General features: G+C 39.1%; 22 protein-coding genes and 1 tRNA gene. 19 read left to right on the top strand and 4 right to left on the bottom strand.

What is annotated here, in order from left to right; genetic code table 11:
* Positions 1-52 precede the first annotated feature (52 nt).
* The 13 genes from ACXYSN_RS03620 to nadE all read left to right on the top strand — a co-directional run bounded on the left by ACXYSN_RS03620 (position 53) and on the right by nadE (position 14,269).
* Entirely contained in the window at positions 53-3,151 is a 3,099-nt protein-coding gene (locus tag ACXYSN_RS03620; protein ID WP_458636185.1) for a DEAD/DEAH box helicase, read from the top strand.
* 46 nt (positions 3,152-3,197) lie between these two features.
* On the top strand, positions 3,198-3,791 hold the full coding sequence (locus ACXYSN_RS03615; RefSeq protein ID WP_458636184.1) for a cystathionine gamma-synthase: 594 nt from the start codon (positions 3,198-3,200) through the stop codon (positions 3,789-3,791).
* Between the two features lie 11 nt (positions 3,792-3,802).
* Positions 3,803-5,137, top strand: a complete 1,335-nt coding sequence (gene murC / locus ACXYSN_RS03610; protein ID WP_458636183.1) for a UDP-N-acetylmuramate--L-alanine ligase — start codon at positions 3,803-3,805, stop codon at positions 5,135-5,137.
* Positions 5,138-5,656: 519 nt separating this feature from the next.
* Positions 5,657-6,151, top strand: coding sequence for a GNAT family N-acetyltransferase (locus tag ACXYSN_RS03605; RefSeq protein ID WP_441348406.1), 495 nt, complete (start codon positions 5,657-5,659; stop codon positions 6,149-6,151).
* Between the two features lie 82 nt (positions 6,152-6,233).
* The gene (gene mltG, locus ACXYSN_RS03600; RefSeq protein WP_458636182.1) at positions 6,234-7,871 is read left to right on the top strand and encodes an endolytic transglycosylase MltG; all 1,638 of its coding nucleotides are present in this window, start codon (positions 6,234-6,236) and stop codon (positions 7,869-7,871) included.
* Positions 7,872-7,947: 76 nt separating this feature from the next.
* The gene (greA, locus tag ACXYSN_RS03595) at positions 7,948-8,430 is read left to right on the top strand and encodes a transcription elongation factor GreA (RefSeq protein WP_004252406.1); all 483 of its coding nucleotides are present in this window, start codon (positions 7,948-7,950) and stop codon (positions 8,428-8,430) included.
* Between the two features lie 82 nt (positions 8,431-8,512).
* Positions 8,513-9,886 (top strand): amino acid permease, encoded by a 1,374-nt coding sequence (locus ACXYSN_RS03590; RefSeq protein WP_458636181.1) that lies wholly within the window; start codon positions 8,513-8,515, stop codon positions 9,884-9,886.
* Positions 9,887-9,984: 98 nt separating this feature from the next.
* Positions 9,985-10,395, top strand: coding sequence for a GNAT family N-acetyltransferase (locus ACXYSN_RS03585; RefSeq protein WP_458636180.1), 411 nt, complete (start codon positions 9,985-9,987; stop codon positions 10,393-10,395).
* 52 nt (positions 10,396-10,447) lie between these two features.
* On the top strand, positions 10,448-11,044 hold the full coding sequence (locus ACXYSN_RS03580; protein ID WP_458636179.1) for an HAD family hydrolase: 597 nt from the start codon (positions 10,448-10,450) through the stop codon (positions 11,042-11,044).
* A 148-nt stretch (positions 11,045-11,192) separates the two neighbouring features.
* Positions 11,193-11,402, top strand: coding sequence for a helix-turn-helix transcriptional regulator (locus ACXYSN_RS03575; RefSeq protein ID WP_006150074.1), 210 nt, complete (start codon positions 11,193-11,195; stop codon positions 11,400-11,402).
* Entirely contained in the window at positions 11,392-11,880 is a 489-nt protein-coding gene (locus ACXYSN_RS03570; protein WP_414353865.1) for a DUF6773 family protein, read from the top strand. The genes ACXYSN_RS03575 and ACXYSN_RS03570 overlap by 11 nt, the downstream gene beginning before the upstream one ends.
* Before the next feature lie 107 nt (positions 11,881-11,987).
* Positions 11,988-13,448, top strand: a complete 1,461-nt coding sequence (locus ACXYSN_RS03565) for a nicotinate phosphoribosyltransferase (RefSeq protein ID WP_006150417.1) — start codon at positions 11,988-11,990, stop codon at positions 13,446-13,448.
* Positions 13,445-14,269, top strand: a complete 825-nt coding sequence (gene nadE / locus ACXYSN_RS03560; protein ID WP_458625158.1) for an ammonia-dependent NAD(+) synthetase — start codon at positions 13,445-13,447, stop codon at positions 14,267-14,269. The genes ACXYSN_RS03565 and nadE overlap by 4 nt, the downstream gene beginning before the upstream one ends.
* A 345-nt stretch (positions 14,270-14,614) precedes the next feature.
* Here the strand turns inward: nadE and ACXYSN_RS03555 are convergent, their stop codons facing one another.
* From ACXYSN_RS03555 to ACXYSN_RS03540, 4 genes are all read right to left on the bottom strand, one after another.
* Complete coding sequence (locus ACXYSN_RS03555) at positions 14,615-15,697, bottom strand: M24 family metallopeptidase (RefSeq protein WP_303942374.1); 1,083 nt, start codon at positions 15,695-15,697, stop codon at positions 14,615-14,617.
* A gap of 115 nt (positions 15,698-15,812) precedes the next feature.
* On the bottom strand, positions 15,813-16,595 hold the full coding sequence (gene gatD / locus ACXYSN_RS03550) for a lipid II isoglutaminyl synthase subunit GatD (RefSeq protein WP_458636178.1): 783 nt from the start codon (positions 16,593-16,595) through the stop codon (positions 15,813-15,815).
* Complete coding sequence (murT, locus tag ACXYSN_RS03545) at positions 16,595-17,938, bottom strand: lipid II isoglutaminyl synthase subunit MurT (protein ID WP_458636177.1); 1,344 nt, start codon at positions 17,936-17,938, stop codon at positions 16,595-16,597. Before murT ends, gatD begins: the two co-directional genes overlap by 1 nt.
* A gap of 192 nt (positions 17,939-18,130) precedes the next feature.
* Positions 18,131-19,447 carry an FAD-containing oxidoreductase gene (locus ACXYSN_RS03540; RefSeq protein WP_458636176.1) on the bottom strand — a complete coding sequence of 439 codons (1,317 nt, stop codon included), beginning with the start codon at positions 19,445-19,447 and terminating at the stop codon, positions 18,131-18,133.
* A gap of 342 nt (positions 19,448-19,789) precedes the next feature.
* Here ACXYSN_RS03540 and ACXYSN_RS03535 point away from each other — a divergent pair, with 342 nt between their 5' ends.
* From ACXYSN_RS03535 to vex2, 6 genes are all read left to right on the top strand, one after another.
* Positions 19,790-21,364 (top strand): DEAD/DEAH box helicase, encoded by a 1,575-nt coding sequence (locus ACXYSN_RS03535; RefSeq protein ID WP_458636175.1) that lies wholly within the window; start codon positions 19,790-19,792, stop codon positions 21,362-21,364.
* Positions 21,365-21,637: 273 nt separating this feature from the next.
* Entirely contained in the window at positions 21,638-22,426 is a 789-nt protein-coding gene (gene codY, locus ACXYSN_RS03530) for a GTP-sensing pleiotropic transcriptional regulator CodY (protein WP_458636174.1), read from the top strand.
* A complete protein-coding gene (locus ACXYSN_RS03525; protein WP_142557803.1) occupies positions 22,426-23,001 on the top strand; it encodes a cysteine hydrolase family protein in 576 nt (191 codons plus the stop codon). Before codY ends, ACXYSN_RS03525 begins: the two co-directional genes overlap by 1 nt.
* A gap of 77 nt (positions 23,002-23,078) precedes the next feature.
* Positions 23,079-23,164, top strand: a tRNA-Leu gene (locus ACXYSN_RS03520).
* 136 nt (positions 23,165-23,300) lie between these two features.
* Positions 23,301-24,578 carry an ABC transporter permease gene (locus tag ACXYSN_RS03515; protein WP_458636173.1) on the top strand — a complete coding sequence of 426 codons (1,278 nt, stop codon included), beginning with the start codon at positions 23,301-23,303 and terminating at the stop codon, positions 24,576-24,578.
* A 13-nt stretch (positions 24,579-24,591) separates the two neighbouring features.
* Positions 24,592-25,239 (top strand): ABC transporter ATP-binding subunit Vex2, encoded by a 648-nt coding sequence (gene vex2, locus ACXYSN_RS03510; RefSeq protein ID WP_235083981.1) that lies wholly within the window; start codon positions 24,592-24,594, stop codon positions 25,237-25,239.
* The last annotated feature ends 35 nt before the right edge of the window (positions 25,240-25,274 follow it).

Raw genomic sequence — 25,274 nt, 5'->3', positions numbered from 1 at the left:
TTTTTATAGGCAGAAATGTGGTATAATTAAGAGATAAAGTAAAGGGGAAACTATGGCTAAATTGATTCCAGGAAAGCTTCGAATGGAGGGAGTAGAACTCTACGAAACTGGTCAGATTGAAATCATCAAAGAACAAGAGTATCGTATCTATGCGCGTGTAGCGGATGAAGAAATTCGCTATAGTTTGGATGACGATTTGATTTTTTGTACCTGTGCTTTTTTCAAAAAAAGAGGTTACTGTGTTCATTTAGCGGCATTGGAATATTACCTAAAAAATGACCAACTAGGACAAAATATTTTACTTAATCTGGAGGCTAATCAGGAAGAGAAGGAGACTGTTGAGACGCAAGTGACTTTTGGAGGAGAATTCTTAAAGTCTATCCAAATGCCATGTCAATCCAACATTTATCAGCTTTCTGCACAGGGTCAGGTAGAAGCAGGAACTAATCGTATTATCTGGACCTTAAGAATTGGTCTTTCTAAGCAAGAAAAGTTTTATGTGATTAGGGATATCCCTCTTTTCTTAAAAGTCATAGAGCTTTCAAAACCTTACATGATAGGAAAACATTACGAGTCTTCATTAAGACTTGAACAATTTGATAAAGCCAGCCAAGAAGTTTTGAGTTTCTTGCTAGGCTTGATTGAGGAGAAAAGAGACAATCCTACTTTTTTCCAAAATCAAGGGCGACATCTCTATTTCCCTAAGACTTTTTTTGAGCAAGGTGTCAGTCTTCTGATGGGCTTAGATGTATTCCAATTTGATCACCAGCTTACAACATATCATCATCTTCTTTTCCAAGATTTTGATGGTCAAGCAGGTTTGTTTTCTTTTGAGATTAAAGAACAATCCAACTATTATGAGATGGAAATCCTCGAACGGACAGGGGTCAATGTCTTTTATGGGGGACAAGTCTTATTCTCTAAAGGCAAATTTTACCTGATGACGAAAAAACAGGCTAGTTTATTAGATGCGCTTAGAAAAGTTCCTTTAGATCATAGTGGCAGGAAAATCTTGCAGTTTGATAGTAGCGTTCGAGATCGCTTAGCATCAACCTTATCACGCTTTAAAAACCTTGGAACAGTTGCTATTCCTGATGGTCTTCAAATCCACTCTTTCCGTCCTTCTTTCTACATGGAACGAGAAGAAGATGGTTCAATTCGTCTAGATATGCAGTTTCAGTATGAAACTTGCTTAGTTAGGAACCGTAATGAACTGGAGAACCTCCCTTTTGCTAGTGATATTCAACTAGAGAAACAGATTTTTCAATTGGCTCTATCAGCAGGCTTTGAAGCGGAATTTCAATCATGGCGTCAAAGCCTAAAAGCAGAAAGTGTCCATGCTTTCTTTCAGGAAGTTTTACCAGCCTTTGCAGCCCTTGGAGAATTAAAGATTTCTGAGAGCTTGCAAAATCTTTATCAGGTTCAGAAACCTCAAATTCATATCTCATCCAAGGGGAGTCTTTTAGAAATTCAATTTGATTTTCAAGATATAGATCAAGAAGAAATCAATCGAGCAATGAAGGCTCTGGTTGAAAAGCAAGATTATTATATTTCTTCCACTAACCAGGTTTATTATTTCGACGAAGAGACCAAACGTATCCGTCAGGATTTGGATGATTTGGGAATGGAAGAGATAGAGAGTGATTCTTTCCATGCACGCAAATCTTTGGCTTATACCCTTTCTCATCTTTTTAAGGATCAAGACCAAGTAACATTTACCGAAGAATTTCGTCATTTGGCCCACGATTTGACGCATCCAGAGGATTTTCCGATGACAGCTCTGAATATCAAAGCTGATCTCAGAGATTATCAGAAAAAGGGGATTCAATGGCTTCAAATGCTTCACCATTATGGATTTGGTGGGATTTTAGCGGATGATATGGGACTTGGTAAGACCTTGCAAGCTATTGCCTTTCTGAGTAGCCAGCTTCAGGAGAATAGCCGTGTCTTGATTCTTGCTCCATCGGGTCTCATCTATAATTGGGCCGATGAGTTTCAAAAATTTGCACCAAATTTGGATGTAGTTGTTGTGCATGGATTGAAGCCTTATCGCGAGACTATTTTAGCAGAAAAACATCAGATTTATGTGACTAGTTATGCTACTTTCAGGCAAGACAGCGAGATTTATCAGGATTTATCTTTTGACTTTCTATTTCTAGATGAAGCCCAGGTGATGAAAAATGCCCAGACTAAAATTGCGAAAACGTTGAGAAAGTTTGTGGTACCATCAGTTTTTGCTCTATCTGGAACACCGATTGAAAATAACATTGGCGAATTGTGGTCTATTTTTCAAATAGTCTTGCCAGGACTTTTACCAGCAAAAAAAGACTTTATGAAATTACCGGCTGAGAGAGTGGCTCATTTTATCAAACCATTTGTCATGCGTCGTAAAAAAGAAGAAGTCCTAACTGAATTGCCTGACCTGATAGAAGTCGTTTATAAAAATGAACTGGAAGATCAGCAAAAGGCCATCTATCTAGCTCAACTGCAACAGATGCAAGAACGTATAGAGCATGTGACAGCTGCAGAATTTCAACGAAATCGTGTCGAAATTTTAACAGGCCTCATGCGTCTCCGCCAGATTTGTGATACTCCAGCCTTATTTATAGAGGATTACAAGGGAGATAGCGGGAAACTTGATAGTTTACGAGATTTGCTGAGTCAGATTGCTGAAGGAAATCATCGTGTACTCATCTTTTCTCAATTTAGGGGGATGCTAGACCGCATTGAAGAGGAGTTACCACAGCTTGGCTTAACTTCCTTTAAGGTTACAGGTTCAACTCCTTCACAGGACCGCCAAGAAATGACCAAGGCTTTTAACCAAGGAGAATGCGATGTATTTTTGATTTCTCTAAAAGCTGGTGGAGTTGGTCTCAATCTTACTGGTGCGGACACAGTTATTTTGGTCGACCTATGGTGGAATCCAGCAGTTGAATCGCAGGCTATTGGTAGGGCTCATCGTATGGGACAAGAACAAGCTGTTGAAGTATATCGCCTAGTAACTCGAGGAACAATTGAAGAGAAGATTCAAGAGCTACAAGAGCAGAAAAGAAATCTGGTCTCAGAAGTCTTGGACGGAACAGAGTCTCGTGGAAGTCTCACACTTTCTGAAATTCAAGAAATATTAGGAATTTCTGAAGCCAAGACTTGAAAAATCAAGACTTTACGCTATAATGGAGTATTGAAAGGAAATAAAAATGAAGCTAGAACGATTTCCAATAGTGTCAGATGATGAAATTATGCTGACAGAGATGCCATTTATGAATTTATATGATGAGTCGGATCTCATTAGTAACATCAAGGGAGAATACCAAGATAAAAATTACTTGGAGTGTTCCCCAATTACTACTGAAAAAAAGTCACTGACTAAAGCGCCAGAGAAACTGTCTGAACACAAGGAAAAATCCTATGCTGAACTAGCTCGTGAGGAAGCAAGAGCTGATTTGAAACGAAAACGTTCAGCAAAGTATTTGACTCAAGATGTTAGTTTTACGAAACGTCATAAATCTTCAAATAATATAGTTAGACAGGCAAATCAGCCAACAACTCCTTTTCAAAAGGAAAATCCTGGTGAGCTTACCAAATATAGTGACAAACTAACTCAGAGCCATTATATTTTGGCTGAAATGACACCTCAGATGCAGCAAACTACCAAAGAAGAGCATCTCGGACCAAAAAAGAATAATTATGATTTTCTAAAGAAAAGCCAGATTTATAACAAAAAAGTAAATCAAACAGAAAAAGAACGTAAAATTGCTCAAGAATTAAACTTGACAACGATGACAGAGTAAAGGGGAAAAAGATGGCAAAAACCTATCATTTTATCGGAATTAAAGGATCAGGAATGAGTGCCTTGGCTTTGATGTTGCACCAAATGGGGCACAAGGTCCAAGGATCTGATGTGGAAAAATATTACTTTACACAACGTGGGCTAGAGCAAGCAGGAATTAAAATTTTACCTTTCGATGAGAAAAATCTTCAAGGTGATTTAGAAATTATCGCTGGGAATGCCTTTCGTCCAGATAACAACGTTGAAATCGCCTATGCAGACAAGAATGGGCTAAGCTACAAACGTTATCATGAGTTTCTTGGTAGCTTTATGCGTGACTTTATCAGCATGGGGGTTGCTGGTGCACACGGTAAGACCTCAACAACTGGGATGCTTTCTCACGTCTTGTCACACATTACTGATACTAGCTATCTAATTGGAGATGGTACAGGTCGTGGCTCTGAAAATGCCAAGTATTTTGTATTTGAATCAGACGAGTATGAACGCCACTTTATGCCATATCACCCAGAGTACTCTATTATTACTAATATCGACTTTGACCACCCTGACTATTTTACAAGTTTAGAGGATGTCTTCAACGCCTTCAATGATTATGCGAAACAAATCAGCAAAGGTTTGTTTGTCTATGGTGAAGATCCAGAGTTGCGTAAGATTACGTCTGATGCTCCAATCTATTATTATGGCTTTGAAACAGAGGGCAATGACTTTGTAGCTAGCGAACTTCTACGTTCTACGACAGGTTCAACTTTTACAGTTCACTTCCGTGGTCAAGAATTGGGTCAATTCCACATTCCAACTTTTGGTCGCCACAATATCATGAATGCAACAGCAGTGATTGGTTTACTTTATACTGCTGGCTTTGACTTGAATTTAGTACGTGAACACTTGAAGACTTTTGGTGGAGTAAAACGTCGCTTTACAGAAAAGATTGTCAATGATACTGTTATCATCGATGATTTTGCGCATCACCCAACTGAAATTATCGCAACTCTAGATGCTGCACGTCAGAAATACCCAAGTAAAGAAATTGTTGCTATCTTCCAACCACATACCTTTACTCGTACAATTGCCTTGTTGGATGATTTTGCCCAAGCCTTGAATCAAGCAGATGCAGTTTACCTCGCACAAATCTACGGATCAGCTCGTGAAGTTGACCATGGAGATGTCAAGGTTGAAGATTTGGCAAACAAGATTCATAAAAAACATCAAGTCATCACTGTTGAAAATGTATCTCCTCTCCTAGACCATGATAATGCTGTCTATGTCTTCATGGGAGCTGGCGATATCCAAACCTACGAATATTCATTTGAACGTCTTTTGTCTAATTTGACAAGCAATGTTCAGTAAGGAAAAATATGGAGTTTTCAATCAACATCAGGGAAGCTCAGTTTTCAGATATTGAACAAATTTGTTTGATACAAGAGAGTAGCCAGAATTCCCAAGATATATTGACTCGAGAAATATTAGAAGAACGTATCCGCAATTTTGCGGATACGTTTCTCTTAGCTAGTCTGAATGAGCAAGGGATTGCTTATATCTCAGCGACGATTCTCACGAACGACTCTTTAGACAAATGGATAGTAACTATTAGTAAGGAAGGTTTTAGGCGAGATAACGCAATCATCCTTGAAGAGATATCCGTACATCCAGACTTTAGAAACAAGGTTTTGGAACCTTGTTACTTGCAAGTCTCAAGGAAGTTGCCTGTCAGAAAAATAGTCCAGCTATTTATTTGCTCTGTAAAGATGAGTTGCTTTCCTACTTTGAAATGAATGGGTTTCTGGAACAAGGAATTGTAGAAGAGGAAAGGAGCAGTGAAGTTGCCTTTCTTATGTGTTGGAGAAATCCTTTTTACCAGGAGGAATTATGATTATTCGACAAGCTAGACTTAGTGACTTAGATCGTATTTTGGAAATTGAATTAGAGAATTTCTCAATTGAAGAAGCCATACCTCGCTCTGTTTTTGAAGCACATTTAAAGGAGATTAAAACTAGTTTTCTAGTTGCAGAAAAAGAAGGTGAGATTCTCGGTTATATTGAAGGTCCAGTAGTCCCTCATCGCTATTTGCAGGACCAATCCTTTACAGAAGAAATAGAAGACCACAGTCATCAAGAAGGTGGGTATATATCTGTGACATGTCTGTCTGTTGCAAAGAAGGCTCAATCCTTGGGGCTTGGAAGAAAACTCTTAACTGCCTTAAAGGAGGTGGCTCTCAAGCATGAACGTGAGGGGATCAATCTGACCTGCCACGACTACCTCATTGAATACTATGAAAAGCATGGTTTTGTGAATGAAGGCAAGTCTAAGTCTCAATTTGCTGGAGAAGAATGGTATGACATGGTCTGGGAAAATAGGAATTAGAGGGGAGAAAGGCTTATAAGGTTGCTTTTCTCTAGTTTTTAAGATATAATATTAAGGATTATCAACAAGGAGGTAAATACCTTTGAGCGAAAATTCAAATGAAGAAGAAAAGTTAAGTTTTAAAGAGCAAATTTTACGCGATTTAGAACGACTTAAAAGAGAGGCCAACGAAGCCGAACAAACTGATGATCTCTTTTCAGCTTTAGAAGATTCTTCTAAATCAACTCCAGAAAAAAAAGAACCAAGTATTTCTGAAGAAGAGTTAATTGCAAAAACAGTTTCAACTGTGGACCAATTGATTGATAATGCACCAGTTGTCCCTCCGCGTCCAACTGTTACAGAAGAAACTGCAGAAGAGGTAGTTGAGTCACCTCAAACAATCTCTGAAAAAGAAGAAAAATACTCGATTCCAACTAGGGTTTCAGTTTCTTACCAAACTCAAGATGCTTCTCCCGATGAAGATGAAGCAGTAAGCTTTGCCTCAAGAAAAGAAGAGTTTACAAATGAAAATCATGCTGAAGATAAAACTGAAGCGGCAGAACTTCCTAGAAGAAGTCGTAGAGAATCTGTAAAACCAATTAAGAAAAAGAAAAAATCTCGCTTAAAAGGATGTTTAGTAACAACGTTGGTACTATTGATTCTATTTGGTGCTGGTGGATTCTTTGGCCTTAGTTATGCTAAATCAGCCCTACAACCTGTAGACCCAAATTCTAAACAATATGTGAGAGTTCAAATTCCAGATGGAGCCAATACACAACAAATTGGTTCAGCTTTGGAAAAATCTGGAGTCATTAAAAATGGTTTGGTCTTTACAGTATATGCCAAGTATAAAAACTACACTGAATTGAAGTCTGGTTATTACAACTTGCAAAAGAGCATGAGTGTTGAGGATGTGATTAAAGAATTACAAAAGGGTGGCACACCTGAACCTCAAGAAGTTACTCTTGCAGAATTAACGATTCCTGAAGGTTATACTTTGGAACAGATTGCTCATACTGTTGGTCAACTTCAAGGTGAATTTAAAGAGCCTATGACAGCAGAAGCTTTCATGGCTAAGGTCCAAGATGAGACCTTTATTGCCCAAGAGGTTGCCAAATATCCAAACTTACTTGAAAGCTTACCAGCTAAAGATAGCGGTGTCCGTTATCGCTTAGAAGGATATCTTTTCCCTGCAACATATGCTATCAAAGAAAGCACTACAATTGAAAGCTTAATTGATAACATGCTTGCAGCTATGGACAAGAACCTCTCTCCACATTATGCGGCTATCAAGGAAAAGAACTTAACTGTTAATGAGCTCTTGACAATTGCGTCACTTGTTGAGAAAGAAGGAGCAAAAACAGAGGATCGTAAGTTGATTGCTGGAATTTTCTACAATCGCTTGAATCAAAATATGCCTCTTCAAAGTAATATTGCTATCCTTTATGCAGAAGGTAAACTTGGTCAAAACATCAGTCTTGCTGATGATGCAGCTATTGATACCTCTATCGATTCACCGTACAATGTTTATACAAAAGTAGGTCTTATGCCTGGACCGGTTGATAGTCCAAGCTTAGATGCTATCGAATCAAGTATCAATCAAACAAAGAGTGATTATCTCTACTTTGTGGCCAATGTTCAAGATGGTAAAGTTTACTATGCAACAACACGAGAAGAACATGACCGTAACGTTCAAGAACATATCAATAGTAAATTACATCAATCAAATAGCACAAACTAAAATTATGTGGTTTTCCACATAATTTTGCTTTAAAAAAGTAAAATATATTTAAAAAATTAAAAGAAAGTTGAGAAAAATGGTAGAAAAAACTTATCCAATGACATTGGAAGAAAAGGAAAAACTAGAAAAAGAATTAGAAGAATTAAAATTAGTGCGTCGTCCTGAAGTCGTAGAACGTATCAAGATTGCTCGTTCATACGGTGATTTGTCCGAAAATAGTGAGTATGAAGCAGCTAAGGATGAACAAGCCTTTGTTGAAGGACAAATCTCAAGCTTGGAGACAAAAATTCGTTATGCAGAAATCGTTAATAGCGATGCAGTTGCTCAAGATGAAGTTGCCATTGGAAAAACTGTAACCATCCAAGAAGTTGGAGAAGACGAAGAGGAAGTTTACATTATCGTTGGTTCAGCTGGTGCAGACGCTTTTGCAGGTAAAGTATCAAATGAAAGCCCAATTGGTCAAGCCTTGATTGGTAAGAAAACAGGTGATATTGCTACAATCGAAACACCTGCTGGAAGCTATGATGTTAAGATTTTAAAAGTTGAAAAAACAGTTTAATAGGATAGAAAAGAAGGAGTAGATACAGGGAAAGCGCTTCCTATCACTCCTTTTCTTCATTCTAAAAACTTGAGGAGACTAGATGAATTCAGAAAATAAACATAAAAAGAAAAGTAAAATGGAACGTGGATTAACCAATCGTCACGTTCAGGTGATGGCCATTGCGGGAACAATTGGGACTGGACTATTTTTGGGAGCTGGTCGCTCTATTAGTTTAACGGGACCTTCGATTGTCCTTGTCTATATGATTACGGGTGGTTTTATGTATCTCATGATGCGAGCTATCGGAGAGATGTTGTACCAGGACCCAGAGCAACATACCTTTATCAATTTTATTACTCGTTATCTAGGTAAGGGCTGGGGCTATTTCTCAGTTTGGTCTTATTGGTTATCGGTGATCTTTATCGGAATGGCTGAAATAACAGCCATCTCTCACTATGTTCAGTTTTGGTTTCCATCCTGGCCATCTTGGTTGATTCAGGTTGTTTTTCTAACAATTTTAGGACTGGTCAATCTGATTGCTGTTAAAATCTTTGGAGAAGTAGAATTTTGGTTTGCCATGATTAAAATTGTGGCTATTCTTGCCATGATTGCGACAGGTGTTTTTATGGTTTTGACCGGCTTTGAAACTCCTTATGGTTCAGCAAGCCTGACAAATATCAGTGAGCATTTCTCCCTTTTCCCAAATGGTGGTATGAACTTTGTCATGGCCTTCCAGATGGTTTTCTTTGCCTACTTGATGATTGAATTTATCGGTGTTACTACATCTGAAACTAAGGATCCAAGAAAAGTATTGCCTAAGGCTGTTAAGGAAATTCCTTTGCGAATTATCTTTTTCTACGGTGGAGCTCTCTTAGCTATTATGTCTATTATTCCTTGGCGTGAGCTTTCTGCAGCAGATTCACCATTTGTAACGGTATTTGAACTTGTTGGACTTAAGTGGGCGGCTGCTTTGATTAACTTTGTTGTCTTGACTTCAGCAGCTTCAGCCTTGAATTCAACCCTTTACTCAACAGGTCGTCACTTGTATCAAATTGCCCATGATTCACCCAATCGTTTCTTGAAGGCTATTAAGGCAGATACTCTCTCACGCCACAACGTTCCTCAGAATGCAATCATTGCTTCTGCCGTATTGATTGGTTTTGCTGCCTTCATCAATGTACTTCCTGGCGTATCAGATGCCTTTGCTTTGATTACAGCTTCTTCATCAGGTGTTTATATCGCTATCTACATCTTGATCATGGTAGCCCATCTCAAATATCGTAAGTCTATGGACTTTATGGCAGATGGCTATCTCATGCCCCAATATCGCTTGCTAAATCCTCTGACTATACTCTTCTTTATCTTTGTATTTGGAACTCTCTTCTTACAAGAATCAACTGTAATGGGAGCTAGAGGTTCAGCAATCTGGATTGTTGCTTTTGGGATTTACAGCCAATGGAAGTTTAGAAAATAAGTCAGAAGCTCATCAACTCAGGTTGGTGAGTTTTCTAGTTTGACAGGCCTTGGAAATAGGGCTATAATCAAGTTATGAGTATCTTCGAGGAGGTTTGGATGCACATTCGATTGGAGAATACAGAGTCTCAGAAAGCGCAAAAAATCGGAGAGTTGGTTCGCTCTTATAATCGTTCCAAAAGGGAAGCTGCTGAAAGCGAGCCACTTAATCTTTATATCGAAGATGAACAAGGTCAACTCCTAGCTGGCTTAGTAGCAGAGACTTTCGGGAATTGGTTAGAAATTGAGTATTTGTTTGTGAAGGATGACTTGCGAGGACAAGGAATTGGTTCCCAACTATTGCAGCGAGCAGAAAGTGAAGCTAAGAATAGAAATTGTCGCTACGTTTTTGTGAATACGTATCAGTTTCAAGCGCCAGCCTTCTATCAGAAACATGATTACCAGGAAGTCTTTACCTTAAAAGACTATCCCTGCACTGGACAAAGGCACTATTATCAAAAAGATTTATAAACAGACATTGGACGCTTAAAGAGATTGTTCACATAATGATGGAGGTAGGTTGATGGAGATCATACTGGATATGGGTAATGTTCTACTGGAATGGAACAAGGATAAGATTTTGAAAGCTGTAGCTAAAACCCAGAAAGATTATCTGATATTAGACAAGGCTATTTTTCAGTCGGGACTATGGGAAAGGTTGGACCTGGGGACCTTGATTCGAGAAGAATTGGTTGATAAGGTTCTTTCCCTATTAGGAGATTGCTATCAGAAAAAGGTTGAAGAAGTCATTTGGAACTGGCCTGCCTATATCGATATTTACACGGAAGTCTTTCCGCTTCTTGCACGTTTAAAGGAAAAAGGCCATCGTATTTTTGTCCTATCTAATACCTCACCAGTTTTTTATGAATTATTGAAAGATCAACTAGCACCTCTAGAAAAGATTTTAGATGGTTTCGTCCTTTCTTGTGATATTAAGGTCATCAAACCTGATCGAAAAATGTTTGAAGAAATCCTCCGTAAATATCAGTTGGATCCAGCAAATTGTGTCTTTCTTGATGATATAGCAGACAACACTAACATGGCTGAAAGTTTAGGCATCAAAGCCTATCAAGTCAAACAGAGAAGTGACGTTGTAGATATTTTGAAAAAATTTGAATAAGCTGAAAACTCTCTATCATTTAGCTGGTAGAGAGTTTTTGTTAAAAAAATCGTACAAAATGACAGATATATATTGCATAATGTAAATTATATGATATAATGAACTTGGAAAGAAGCGAAACTTTTTTAAATCTAAAAGGAGGTAAGAAGTGGCTAAGAATTTAAAATTAAAACTCGCTCGAGTGGAGCTTGAACTGACACAAGGTGACTTGGCAGAAGCTGTGGGTGTGACTAGACAAACTATCGGTTTAATAGAAGCTGGGAAATACAATCCTAGTCTTTCCCTTTGCCAATCCATTTGTAGATGCTTAGGGAAAACTTTAGATCAATTATTTTGGGAGGAAGAAGATGAAAAATAGATTTTATTATTATCAATTATTGGATGAAAGAGAAGAACAACTGATGAATAAAGCTGGTGCAGAGAGTTTTCATATTTCTATCGGATTATTGTTTCTAGCTTATTTCATATCAGTGTTAGCACCAAGCTTTTTTAATCCTAGCATGCTTCTCGCTATTATTATCATAGGGAATTTTTACTTTATCAATCGTGCTCGCAATCTCGGTGTGACCTACTATAGTCGTTTTCATTTTACAATTTTAGGTTGCCTACTATTAACTCTAGTGATTACAGCTACCTTGATGCTACAGAACTACCAGTTCAATATCGAAATTTATCAGCACAACCCTCTACATATTAAGTATATTTATGCATGGGTCATTACATATCTCCTCTATCTTCCTTGGGTCTTTATTGGAAACTTAGGATTAAAAAGTTATGGTGAATGGGCTCAGAAAAAGTATGAAAAAGATATGGATAAGCTCGAGAGCATGGAATAGCTTGTTAGCTTTTTATCAATATCGATAAATTGTGTTATAATAGTACTAAATTATGAGAAAAGAAGAAACATTTTCATCTTTTTACAAATAGGGAAGAAGGACAGTATATGTACCCAGATGACAGTTTAACTTTGCACACAGATTTGTATCAGATTAACATGATGCAGGTTTACTTCGACCAAGGCATTCATAACAAGAAAGCAGTTTTTGAAGTTTTTTTCCGCCAACAACCTTTCAAAAACGGTTATGCTGTATTTGCAGGTTTGGAACGAATTGTGAACTACTTAGAAAACCTGCGCTTTTCTGAGAGCGATATTGCTTATTTGGAATCACTTGGTTATCATGGTGCCTTCTTGGAATATCTCCGTAATCTCAAGTTGGAATTGACTGTACGTTCTGCTCAAGAAGGAGACTTGGTATTTGCCAATGAACCGATTGTTCAAGTGGAAGGTCCTTTGGCTCAGTGTCAATTAGTTGAAACAGCCCTCTTGAATATCGTCAACTTTCAAACCTTGATTGCGACTAAGGCGGCTCGTATTCGTTCAGTCATTGATGATGAACCTTTGATGGAATTCGGAACACGTCGTGCGCAAGAAATGGATGCGGCTATCTGGGGGACTCGTGCGGCTGTTATTGGTGGTGCCAATGGAACTAGTAATGTACGCGCAGGGAAGCTCTTTGGTATTCCGGTTTTAGGGACTCATGCCCATGCTTTAGTACAAGTTTATGGAAATGATTATCAGGCTTTCAAGGCTTATGCCTCAACGCACAAAAACTGTGTCTTTCTAGTAGATACATACGATACTCTTCGCATCGGTGTTCCAGCAGCGATTCAGGTTGCGCGTGAACTTGGTGACAAGATTAATTTCCTTGGTGTCCGTATTGACTCTGGAGATATGGCCTATATCTCTAAAAAAGTTCGTCAACAACTGGATGAAGCAGGATTTACGGATGCTAAGATCTATGCATCCAATGATCTTGATGAAAATACCATCCTTAACCTCAAGATGCAAAAAGCTAAGATTGACGTCTGGGGTGTAGGTACTAAACTCATCACTGCTTATGACCAACCAGCACTTGGAGCAGTTTACAAAGTTGTTGCTATTGAAGATGAGAATGGTCATATGCGCAATACCATTAAACTTTCAAATAATGCAGAGAAAGTTTCAACACCAGGTAAGAAACAAGTTTGGCGCATCACCAGTCGTGAAAAAGGCAAGTCAGAAGGTGACTATATTACCTATGATGGTGTCGATGTTGCTAGCATGACTGAAATCAAGATGTTCCATCCAACCTATACTTACATCAAGAAAACTGTCCGTAATTTTGATGCTGTTCCACTCTTGGTAGACATTTTCAAGGAAGGTAAGCTGGTTTATGACTTACCAAGTCTGCCTGAAATTCAAGCCTATGCTCGTAAGGAATTTGATAAGCTCTGGGATGAATACAAACGCGTACTGAACCCACAACATTATCCTGTGGACTTGGCTCGTGACGTATGGCAAGACAAGATGGACTTGATTGATAAGATGCGTAAGGAAGCTCTAGGCGAAGGAGAAGAAGAATGAGTTTGCAAGAGACCATTATCCAGCAACTAGGTGTAAAACCAGTGATTGACGCCAAGGAAGAAATCCGTCGTTCGATTGACTTTCTAAAAAGATATTTAAAGAAACATCCTTTCCTAAAAACTTTTGTATTGGGTATTTCTGGAGGACAAGACTCGACCTTGGCAGGACGCTTGGCTCAACTAGCTATAGAAGAAATGAGAGCTGAAACAGGGGATGATAGTTATAAATTCATCGCAGTTCGCCTGCCTTATGGGGTGCAAGCTGACGAGGATGATGCTCAAAAAGCCCTAGCTTTTATTCAGCCAGATGTTAGTTTGGTAGTCAACATTAAAGAGTCTGTAGATGCTATGGCAGTGGCTGTAGAAGCAACAGGGAGTGCAGTTTCCGATTTTAACAAAGGAAATATCAAGGCTCGTAGCCGAATGATTGCCCAATATGCCCTTGCAGGTGCTCATAGCGGAGCTGTTATCGGGACGGACCATGCTGCGGAAAATATCACAGGTTTCTTTACCAAGTTTGGTGACGGTGGTGCAGATATTCTCCCACTCTATCGCCTCAATAAACGCCAAGGAAAACAACTCTTGAAGGAGCTTGGAGCTGATCCAGCCCTCTATGAAAAAGTTCCAACAGCAGATTTGGAAGAAGAAAAACCAGGCATTGCAGACGAAGTAGCCTTGGGAGTCACTTACAATGAAATTGATGATTACCTCGAAGGTAAACAAGTAAGCCCAGAAGCCCAAGCAACCATTGAAAAATGGTGGTACAAAGGCCAACACAAACGCCACCTACCAATCACAGTGTTTGATACGTTTTGGGAGTAAAAAAGTCCGGGGGACTTTTTTAGCCCGAGCATGAAAATAGAGAAGCGAGGAAGGTCCGGTAACTCAAAGAGTTCGATTTCGTTGTCTCACCCCCGCAAGGCTGACTAGGCTTGAAAAAACTTGCTAAAGTGCATTTCAAGCCAGACAGCGACTGCGTCATGAAATTAGAGGGAACTGTTGTTTTCTCAATGTTTATGAGTATAGTGTTTTTACCCTGAGACTAGAAATGAGAAAGCGAAGAAGGTCCGGGGGACCTTTTTACCCTGAGCATAGAAATGAGAAACTAAATATCAGAAAAGGACGAGATTTTATATCTCGTCCTTTTTTTATCGTAAATGATTTAGCTTAATCAAAGTAAAGCAAATCTTTGCTGGTACTTGTAAAGAGGTCAAAGCCGTCTTTGGTCACAACACCACAGTCTTCGATGCGGACACCGACTTTACCAGGGATGTAGATACCAGGTTCAACTGAGAAGCACATACCTTCTTCGATGACCATATCATTTCCTTCCATGATTGAAGGGAATTCGTGGACGTCCATACCAATACCGTGGCCGAGACGGTGGTTGAAGTATTCACCGTAGCCAGCTTTTTCAATCACTTCACGAGCTGCGCGGTCTACTTCATGCGCAGTCACACCAGGTTTGATAAAGTCAAGGGCAGCTTGTTGAGCTTCCAGAGTCAAGTTGTAAATGTCTTTCTTGAATTGATCAGGTTTACCGACAGCGACTGTACGAGTCATATCTGATGCATAACCATTCACCATTACACCGAGGTCAAAGAGGAGAAGGGCATTGTTTTCAACCTTATTGGCTCCAGGAATACCGTGTGGATTTGCAGCGTTATCACCTGTCAAAACCATAGTATCAAAACTCATTTCATAGCCTTCGCGTTTCATGGCAAAATCAATCTGTGCGATAATATCAGTTTCAGTATTATCAAGAGAGATATTGTCAAAACCAACTTTGACAGACTTGTCTGCATAGACACCTGCTACCATCATCTTTTGAACTTCGTCAGCTGACTTGATCAAGCGCATACGCTGGATTAGTGGAGTCAAGTTTTCAAATTCAGCAGTTTCAAAGACAGATTTTAAACCATGGTATTTAGTCAAAATAAGGTTGTCAAACTCAACTGCGACACGTTTGAAATCAAGTTGTGGCAAGGCGTTTTGGATTTTTTTCCAAGGGTTTTCAGAGTCTACATAACCAACAACCGGGAATGAAACAGTGCTAGTTGCTCGCTCAACTTCAAGGGCTGGGACAAAGAGAAGTGGTTCCTGGTCTCCAAGGACAAAGAGGAACATTTGGCGTTCGTGTGGATCACTGTAAAAACCAGTGAGGTAATTGATAGTGACGGGGTCAGATACGACTGCGACGTCTAACTTTTCAGATTCGAGATATGTTACAATTTGTTGTAATTTAGACATATGTTACCTTCTTTCTACCCCTCTATTTTTGCAAAAATTAGTAGAAAATGCAAGAGAGAAGGGGAAAAGAGCCTAAAAAAATTCCAACAGCTAATAGCATGTTGGAATAGAAAGATTAGTTGAATTCTGCCTTGCTTTTCACATCACTATATTCTTCAGCGACTTCTTGGTTAAGGATATCTTCATAAGCTGGAAGGACAATGTCCTGACCATATTTTTTCTTGAGGGCAGTAGTGACCAAACGGTAGGCTAGATTTGCATTACGGGATAAAATAGGTCCGTGGAAATAAGAACCGAAAACATTTTTATAGTGAACACCTTCACCGATTTTTTCTTCATTATTTCCATTTCCGTAAACAACCTGACCGAGTGGTTTTTGGTCATCTGAGAGGAAGGTACGCCCTTGGTGATTTTCAAAGCCATAGTAGGTTTCATCGAATTCTTCGTTATGAATTTTAATGTCACCGATAAAGCGGTTGTTAGTTTGATTGAGAGTGTAGTGTCCCATGACACCTAGACCTTCGATACGTCTTCCAGAAGCTTCAATATAGTATTGGCCTAATAGTTGGAAGCCACCGCAGATAGCAAGGACAACACCATCATTTTGGATAAAGTTGTCAATATTATCTTTTTTAGCAGGTAAATCACCAGCAATGATGCTCTGTTCAAAGTCTTGACCACCACCAAAAAAGGCAATATCATAGTAGTTCTCATCAAAATCATCATGGAGAGAAACGATGTCAACTGTCACATGGGCACCAAGCTTTTCAGCTACGTACTTGAGCATGAGGATATTCCCATTATCTCCGTAGGTATTCATGAGGTTACCATAGAGGTGGGCGATATTTAGCTGGTAAGGATAGTTACCGTCTTTTGAGGAAAGTGAAGTATAAACCATTAGTTCATCTCCTTTCTAACAATCTGACGATTAGCTAGTAATTCTCGGAATTCAAGCATAGCTGTGTAGGTCGCAAGGATATAAGCATGTTTGCAGTCTTGGGCTTCGATCTTTTTAAGAACTTGTTCCAGACTACTTGTTTCAGTGATTTTATCAGCTGGATAACCAGTTACTCGAAGACGACGAGCGATTTCAGAATGACGTACGCCACCGGCGTTGATTTCTGGGATATCCATCTCAGTAATTTGTTCAAAATCAGCATCCCAAATCCAGCTGGTATCAATTCCGTCTGCATAATTCGCATTGAGGAGAACAGAAAGGCTAAACGGATAAGGAGCTAGTTTTATCATTTCAATAGCTTGTGTCGTACCAACAGGGTTTTTAATAAGAACCAGTGTGCATTCCTTGTCACCGATATGGAAGGTTTCTTGGCGTCCAAAAACAGCACGACTCTTGTCAAATCCTTGTTTAATCAGTTGAGAATCAGCACCAAGGTATCGAGCAATAGCAACCGCAGCCAGAGCATTATAGATATTATAAAGTCCACCGATTTGGATAGCGTATTCTTGGCCGTCAATAACAAATCGCGAACGATTGTTGGTTAACTCAACCAATTCTGTCAGACGGTAATCCAAGTCAGGGCGTTTACATCCACAATTTTTACAAATATAGGCTCCCAAGTTGGCATAAGTATTGAGTTCATATTTCAAAATACTTTGACAGTCTGGGCAGAGAATACCTTCAGTATTGTAGTGAGCAAGTTTTGCTGGACCTTTTTCCAAATCAAAACCAAAATACTGAACAGGATTTGGAATTGCAGGCTTGTAGAAAAGTGGACTGTCACCGTTAAGGAGGACAGTAGCAGTAGGAACTTTTCGAATAGCATCCAAAATCATATTGTAGGTCGTATAAATCTCTCCGTAGCGGTCCATCTGATCGCGGAAGATATTGGTGATGACGAAAAGACTAGGCTGGATGTAGTCACAGATACGTGAGAGACTAGCTTCATCGATTTCAAGCACTGCAATATTTTTTCCCGTTTTTGAAGATTTTGCAGTCAAGAAAGTCGTTGTAATCCCTGTGATCATGTTGGCACCACTTGGATTAGTTAAAACTTGACCATAAATTTCCTTAAGGATACCGACAGTGAGAGCGGTTGTCAAGGTTTTTCCATTGGTACCAGTGACCACAACAATCTCGTAGTTCTTCGCTAAATTCTGTAAAATATCTTTATCAAATTGAAGGGCAAGTTTTCCAGGTAGTGTACTTCCACGTCCAATACGACTCAAGATAAAGTGAGAAGAACGCCCAGCTAGAAGGCCCAAAGTTGTTTTTAATTTCATGTTTCTATTATATCATAAAAGCTAGAAAAGATAGATTTGAGATTTCAGTGAAGAAAAAACAGCCCGACGAGGGCTGCTTTCTAAAATTATACTCAATGAAAATCAAAGAGCAAACTAGGAAGCTAGCCGTAGGTAGTACTTGAGTACGGCAAGGTGAAGCTGACGTGGTTTGAATTTGATTTTCGAAGAGTATTAAATCGCAAACAAATCGTTTAGGTTCTCAGCCATAGTTGGGTGAGTAAAGATTTGTTTAGCCAAATCTGTGTATGGGATATGATGGTTCATAGCAAGAGTAATCAAATTGATAATTTCATGAGATTCTTGACCAAAGAGGGTCACACCCAAGATTTCCTTAGTTTCAGGGTTTACCACAGCTTTGAAGGCACCTCGCAAATCGCCATTAACATGACCACGAGGCATGCCAGCAACTGGAAGTTCCTTGACAGCAACTGGTCCACCTGCTGCTCTGGCTTGGTCTTCAGTAAGACCAACTTGTGCCAAGGGTGGGTTGAGGAACATAGCGGTTGGAACAGCTCCACGTGTTTCAAGATTATAGCTACCATCCCCTGTCAAGTAATTAAAGACAATACGGAAATCATCTAATGAAATATAAGTGAATTGAAGACCACCATTGACATCACCTACTGCAAAGACACCTGGAACGCTTGTTTCCAAATGCTTATTAACCTGGATACCACCACGCTCAGTCAAGGCAATATCGGTGTTTTCCAAGTGAAGAGGTTCAATATTAGGCTTGCGTCCTGTCGCATAAAGGAGTGCATCAAAACGGAAGTCTCCTTTATCAGTAACAACGACAACTTCATCACCGTCATTCTTAACTTCGAAAGTTTTAACACCTTGCTCAAAGACAATGCCGTCCTCTTCCATGTATTCCTTAGCCAACTTAGCAATAGATGGCTCCACACGTGGCAAGAAGCTAGTCGCTGCATCCAAGACAGTCACTTGGCTACCCAAACGGTTATAAAGGCCAGCAAATTCAAGACCGATATTACCACCACCTAAGACACCTAAACGTTTTGGCAAGGCTTCAAGGGTTTGAATACCAGTTGAATCGTAGACATGCTCAGTTGTTGTCAACCCAGGAATCGGCAAGACATTAGACACAGCACCTGTATTGATGACAATAGTTTCAGCCGTAAGCTCTTGGCGGTCATCACCAGCCACTACTTCGATGACCTTATTTGACACGAAATGTGCCTCTGCATCAATGACATCAACGCCATTGTCTGCCAACATTTTATAATTCTTAGCGTTAAGACGACCAGTCACCGCACCACGCTCTTTCATGGTATCGTCAAATGACCAGCCCTTTTCAGCTGCTACAATCATAGTCTTGGTTGGGATACAAGCAAAATTAATGCAAATACCACCATACATCGCTTTACTGCGCTCGATGACAGCAACTTTCTTACCAGCCGCATTCATCTTAGCAGCCAAAGTCTTACCGGCTTTACCAAATCCAATTACAATTAAATCGTATGTTAACATTTTTAAATCCTCCTATTTGATTTCATTCTAGCACAAGAAAAAAACTTTTGCACAAATCTGCTACGGGAAAAAATATTGGACTAAAATAGTCTAACGAAAGCTTTCGGGAATCAAGTTCAAAAAATAGAAAAATCGTTTACATGTTTTAATCAAGTGGTTAGACTATCTTTTGGCCCTCTCTTGTGATATACTAGATAAGTTGCAAAGAAAGCAGTACTTTTCTTTAGTGGAAAAGAAGCAACACGATCTTTCATATAAAGATATGAAAAACCGTCATGAAAAGAAAAGTATAAATTAAGCGCTATAGGGTGGCTTCGCACCACCTTTAGAAAGAAGAATAACGTGAAATTTAATGAATTTAATCTTTCTGCTGATTTATTAGCAGAAATTGAAAAAGCAGGATTTGTAGAAGCAAGTCCTATCCAAGAGCAAACTATTCCTTTGGCTCTTGAGGGAAAAGATGTTATCGGTCAAGCACAGACTGGTACAGGGAAAACAGCAGCCTTTGGCTTACCAACCCTTGAAAAAATTCGTACAGAAGAAGCAACTATCCAAGCTTTGGTGATTGCCCCAACTCGTGAACTGGCTGTTCAAAGTCAAGAAGAGCTTTTCCGATTTGGCCGTAGTAAAGGTGTGAAAGTCCGTTCAGTATACGGTGGTTCAAGTATTGAAAAACAAATCAAGGCTCTTAAATCAGGTGCTCACATCGTTGTAGGAACACCGGGACGTTTACTTGACTTGATTAAACGCAAGGCCTTGAAATTGCATGATATTGAAACCTTGATTTTAGACGAAGCAGATGAAATGCTGAACATGGGATTCCTTGAAGATATTGAAGATATCATCTCTCGTGTACCAGAAAATCGTCAAACCTTGCTCTTTTCAGCGACTATGCCAGATGCTATCAAATGTATTGGTGTTCAGTTCATGAAAGAACCTGAGCATGTGAAGATTGCTGCCAAAGAATTAACAACAGAATTAGTAGACCAGTACTATATCCGTGTTAAAGAACAAGAAAAATTCGACACCATGACTCGTCTCATGGATGTTGATCAACCTGAGTTGTCTATTGTCTTCGGTCGTACCAAACGTCGTGTAGACGAGTTAACTCGTGGGCTTAAAATCCGTGGTTTCCGTGCAGAAGGGATCCATGGAGATTTGGACCAAAACAAACGTCTTCGTGTCCTTCGTGATTTTAAAAATGGCAATCTTGATGTCCTCGTTGCAACAGACGTAGCTGCTCGTGGTTTGGATATTTCAGGTGTGACTCATGTCTACAACTACGATATCCCACAAGACCCTGAGAGTTATGTTCACCGTATTGGCCGTACAGGACGTGCAGGTAAGTCAGGTCAGTCTATTACCTTCGTTTCACCTAATGAAATGGGTTATCTACAAATCATTGAGAACTTGACTAAGAAACGTATGAAAGGTCTCAAGCCGGCAAGTGCAGAAGAAGCCTTCCAAGCTAAGAAGCAAGTAGCTCTTAAGAAAATTGAACGTGATTTTGCGAATGAGGAGATTCGTAGCAACTTTGAGAAGTTTGGCAAGGATGCTCGTCAATTGGCCTCAGAATTCAGTCCTGAAGAATTGGCCATGTATATCCTCAGCTTAACTGTTCAAGACCCAGATAGTCTTCCTGAGGTTGAGATTGCACGTGAAAAACCGTTACCATTTAAACCATCTGGTGGTGGCTTCGGTGGCAAAGGCAAGGGTGGTCGAGGAGGTCGTCGTGGGGATGACCGTCGAGACCGTGATCGCCGTGGCAATGGACGTCGTGATGACTATCGTAAAGGTGGACGTTCAAAGGATCGCTTTGATAAAGAGAAGCGTTACCGTAAGGATTCTAAAAAACCACGCAATACTTCAAGCGAGAAGAAAACAGGCTTTGTTATTCGTAACAAAGGAGATAAATAACAAAAAAAGCGGTTCACTGAGGTGGATCGCTTTTATATATAAGGAGACCGAGAGTCATATGAAAAAGTAATACGAGAAGTTTGTATTTATAAATTTGTTATCTTGTAATATTATTCTATCAAAAAGTCAGGAAGCTGTCAATAAGAAAATTATAAAAAATAGGAAAAATTTTCGAATACACTTGAATTGCAATTCAATAAACAATTTTCAGATAATTGTTGAAAAAGTCAGAATTTTATGATATAATGAAAGCGATTATATGCGAGGTAAAAAATGGCACATTTATTAGAAAAAACAAGAAAAATCACATCAATTTTAAAGCGTTCGGAGGAGCAATTACAAGATGAGCTTCCTTATAATGCCATTACACGTCAATTAGCAGATATTATTGACTGTAACGCTTGTATTGTGAATAGCAAGGGTCGTTTGTTGGGCTACTTTATGCGCTACAAAACTAATAATGACCGAGTAGAGCAATTCTTCCAATCAAAGACTTTCCCAGAAGATTATGTGCAAGGTGCGAACATGATCTACGATACGGAGGCCAATCTTCCAGTAGAGCATGATTTGACAATTTTCCCAACTGAGAGTCGTTCTGATTTCCCAGATGGTTTGACAACGATTGCTCCAATCCATGTCTCTGGTATTCGCTTGGGTTCATTGATTATTTGGCGTAATGATAAAAAGTTTGAAGAAGATGATTTGATTCTGGTTGAGATTGCCAGTACAGTAGTAGGAATTCAACTCTTGAACTTCCAACGTGAGGAAGATGAGAAAAATATTCGTCGTCGTACGGCAGTCACTATGGCAGTTAATACTCTTTCTTATTCTGAATTGCGAGCAGTATCAGCTATTTTAGGAGAACTAAATGGTAATGAAGGTCAATTGACAGCTTCTATCATTGCAGATCGTATCGGTATTACACGTTCGGTGATTGTCAATGCTCTTCGTAAACTCGAATCGGCAGGGATTATTGAGAGTCGTTCTCTTGGTATGAAAGGAACCTATCTCAAAGTTCTAATTCCAGATATTTTTGAAGAAGTGAAAAAGAGGGACTATTAATGGCTAAGGCACTAATTTCTATTGACTATACAGAAGATTTTGTAGCAGATCATGGGAAACTGACTGCGGGCGCTCCTGCTCAAGCAATATCTGATGATATATATGGGGTGACCCAAAAGGCTTTTGAACGTGGAGATTATATCTTTTTTACCATCGATGCCCATGAAGAAAATGATGTTTTTCATCCTGAAAGTAAACTATTCCCGCCACATAATATTATTGGGACTAGTGGACGAAACTTGTATGGCAAACTAGCCGAGTTCTATCAGGAATATGCTGATGATAGCCGTGTTTTCTGGATGGATAAGCGTCACTATTCAGCATTTTCTGGGACCGATTTGGATATTCGTCTCAGAGAGCGTAGGGTAGATACAGTCATTTTGACAGGAGTTCTTACAGATATCTGTGTCTTGCATACGGCGATTGATGCTTATAATCTTGGTTATCAGATAGAAGTTGTGAAACCAGCAGTTGCATCCATTTGGCCTGAAAATCATGCCTTTGCACTTGGACATTTTAAGAATACACTTGGTGCGAAATTGGTTGATGAAAATTTGCTTGAAATTGCAGAATAATACATTTCAAGATGAAAAAATCTGAAGAAAGTATTGACATTTTTTTTTAAAGTTGATATACTAGTAAAGTAATCGACGCGGGGATGGCGGAATTGGCAGACGCGCAGGACTAAGGATCCTGTGACCGCTTTAGGTCGTGAGGGTTCAAGTCCCTCTCTCCGCATAGTAGATGAGCTAGCTTTGGCTAGCTTTTTATTTTTTTACAATTTGAGGGCAAATTTTATTTGCTCTTTTTTTGGTATTTCATAAACATTTCATATTTGAATATTATAATGGTTTTACAAATATGGAGGTGCTATATGAATCCCACTCAAAGAGCTTGGGCTTACGTCAGCAGAAAACGACTGAGAAGTCTCATATTATTCTTGATTCTATTTGTCTTATTGGCTGGAATATCAGCTTGTTTGACGCTTATGAAGTCCAACAAAGCAGTAGAAAATAATCTCTATCGCTCATTGAATACATCTTTTTCGATTAAAAGAATAGAAGCAGATCAGACCTTTCAACTGTCTCAACTAGATGACCTTAAAAACATAAAGGGGCTTGAGAAGATTTCACCTGAGCTAGAAACAATAGCCAAGTTAACTGACAAAGAAGTTGTTACTGGAGAACAAAGTATCCAAAGGGATGATTTGACAGAAGCTGAAAAAAATCTTATCAGTTTAATTGCATTAGAAGATTCTTCCAAGGATGTTTCTTTTACAAGCTCCGCCTTTAGTCTTAAAGAAGGAAGACATCTCGAAAAAGGGGACAGTAAAAAAATCTTAATCCACGAAGATTTAGCTAAGAAAAACAATCTAAAGCTAGGAGATAAGATTAACTTAAATTCTGGACAAGTTGAAGGAAATAGTGGACAAAGGATAGACTATGAAATCGTGGGTATTTTCTCAGGTAAGAAGCAAGAAAAATTCACTGGTCTTTCGTCAGATTTTAGTGAAAACACGGTCTATACAGACTACGAAAGTAGCCAAACCCTTCTTGGAAATAAGGAAGCTCAAGTTAGCGCCGCTCGTTTTTATTTAGAAAATCCAAAAGATATGGATAGTATCATTCAAGAGGTTGAAAAGTTATCTCTGGAAACGAAAGGTTATCAAGTTGAAAAGGAAAATAAGGCTTTTGAACAAATCAAGGATTCAGTTTCGACCTTCCAAACCTTCCTACAGATTTTCCTCTATGGCATTATGATTGCTGGTGTAGGAGCGCTGATCTTGGTCTTGTCACTTTGGTTACGAGAGCGAGTCTACGAGGTTGGTATTTTATTGGCACTAGGTAAAGGGAAAATAGCAATCTTTAGCCAATTCTGCCTGGAAGTCGTCATAGTTTCATTGGCATCTATTCTGCCGGCATTTGTGGCTGGAAATGCCATTACTTCCTATCTCTTGAAGACTGTACTAGCAAGTGGCGACCAAGCTGCCCTACAAGATACGCTGGCAAAAGCAACGAATCTTTCAACAAGTCTTCTATCATTTGGAGAATCTTATATTTTCCTTCTTATAATTAGCTGCTTGTCAGTTGCATTTTGTTTCCTATTTTTATTTAGAAAATCACCGAAAGAAATCTTATCATCTATTAGTTAATGAAGGAGAAATCATGACTTTACTACAATTACAAGATCTTACTTATCGTTATAAAAATACTGCAGAAGCAGTCTTATATAAAATCAATTACGATTTTGAACCTGGCAAGTTTTATAGTATTATTGGAGAATCAGGAGCTGGGAAGTCAACACTCTTATCTCTATTAGCAGGACTTGATAGCCCAGTCGAAGGAGCTATCTTATTCGAAGGCAAGGATATTCGTGAACAAGGTTATTCTTATCATCGCATGCACCATATCTCTTTGGTTTTCCAAAACTATAACTTGATTGATTATCTTTCTCCATTGGAAAATATCCGCTTGGTTAATAAAAAAGCTAGCAAGGACACCCTTCTTGAACTTGGTTTAGATGAAAGTCAAATCAAGCGGAATGTTCTCCAATTATCAGGTGGGCAGCAACAACGTGTTGCCATTGCTCGTAGCCTTGTATCTGAAGCACCAGTGATTTTAGCGGATGAACCAACCGGAAACCTAGATCCTAAGACAGCTGGGGATATCATCGAACTCCTCAAATCTCTTGCTGAGAAAACAGGCAAGTGTGTGATCGTTGTGACCCACAGTAAGGAAGTAGCACAGGCGTCAGATATTACACTGGAATTGAAGGATAAAAAGCTGACTGAAACAAGAAAAAAAAGTAACTAAATCTTTTAAATATATGTAAGTGAAGTAAATCTAGA

It is taken from the genome of Streptococcus sp. V869 (assembly GCF_054353515.1).
Note: the sequence above shows the minus strand (reverse complement) of the source record. Positions and strands in the feature narration are given on the sequence as shown.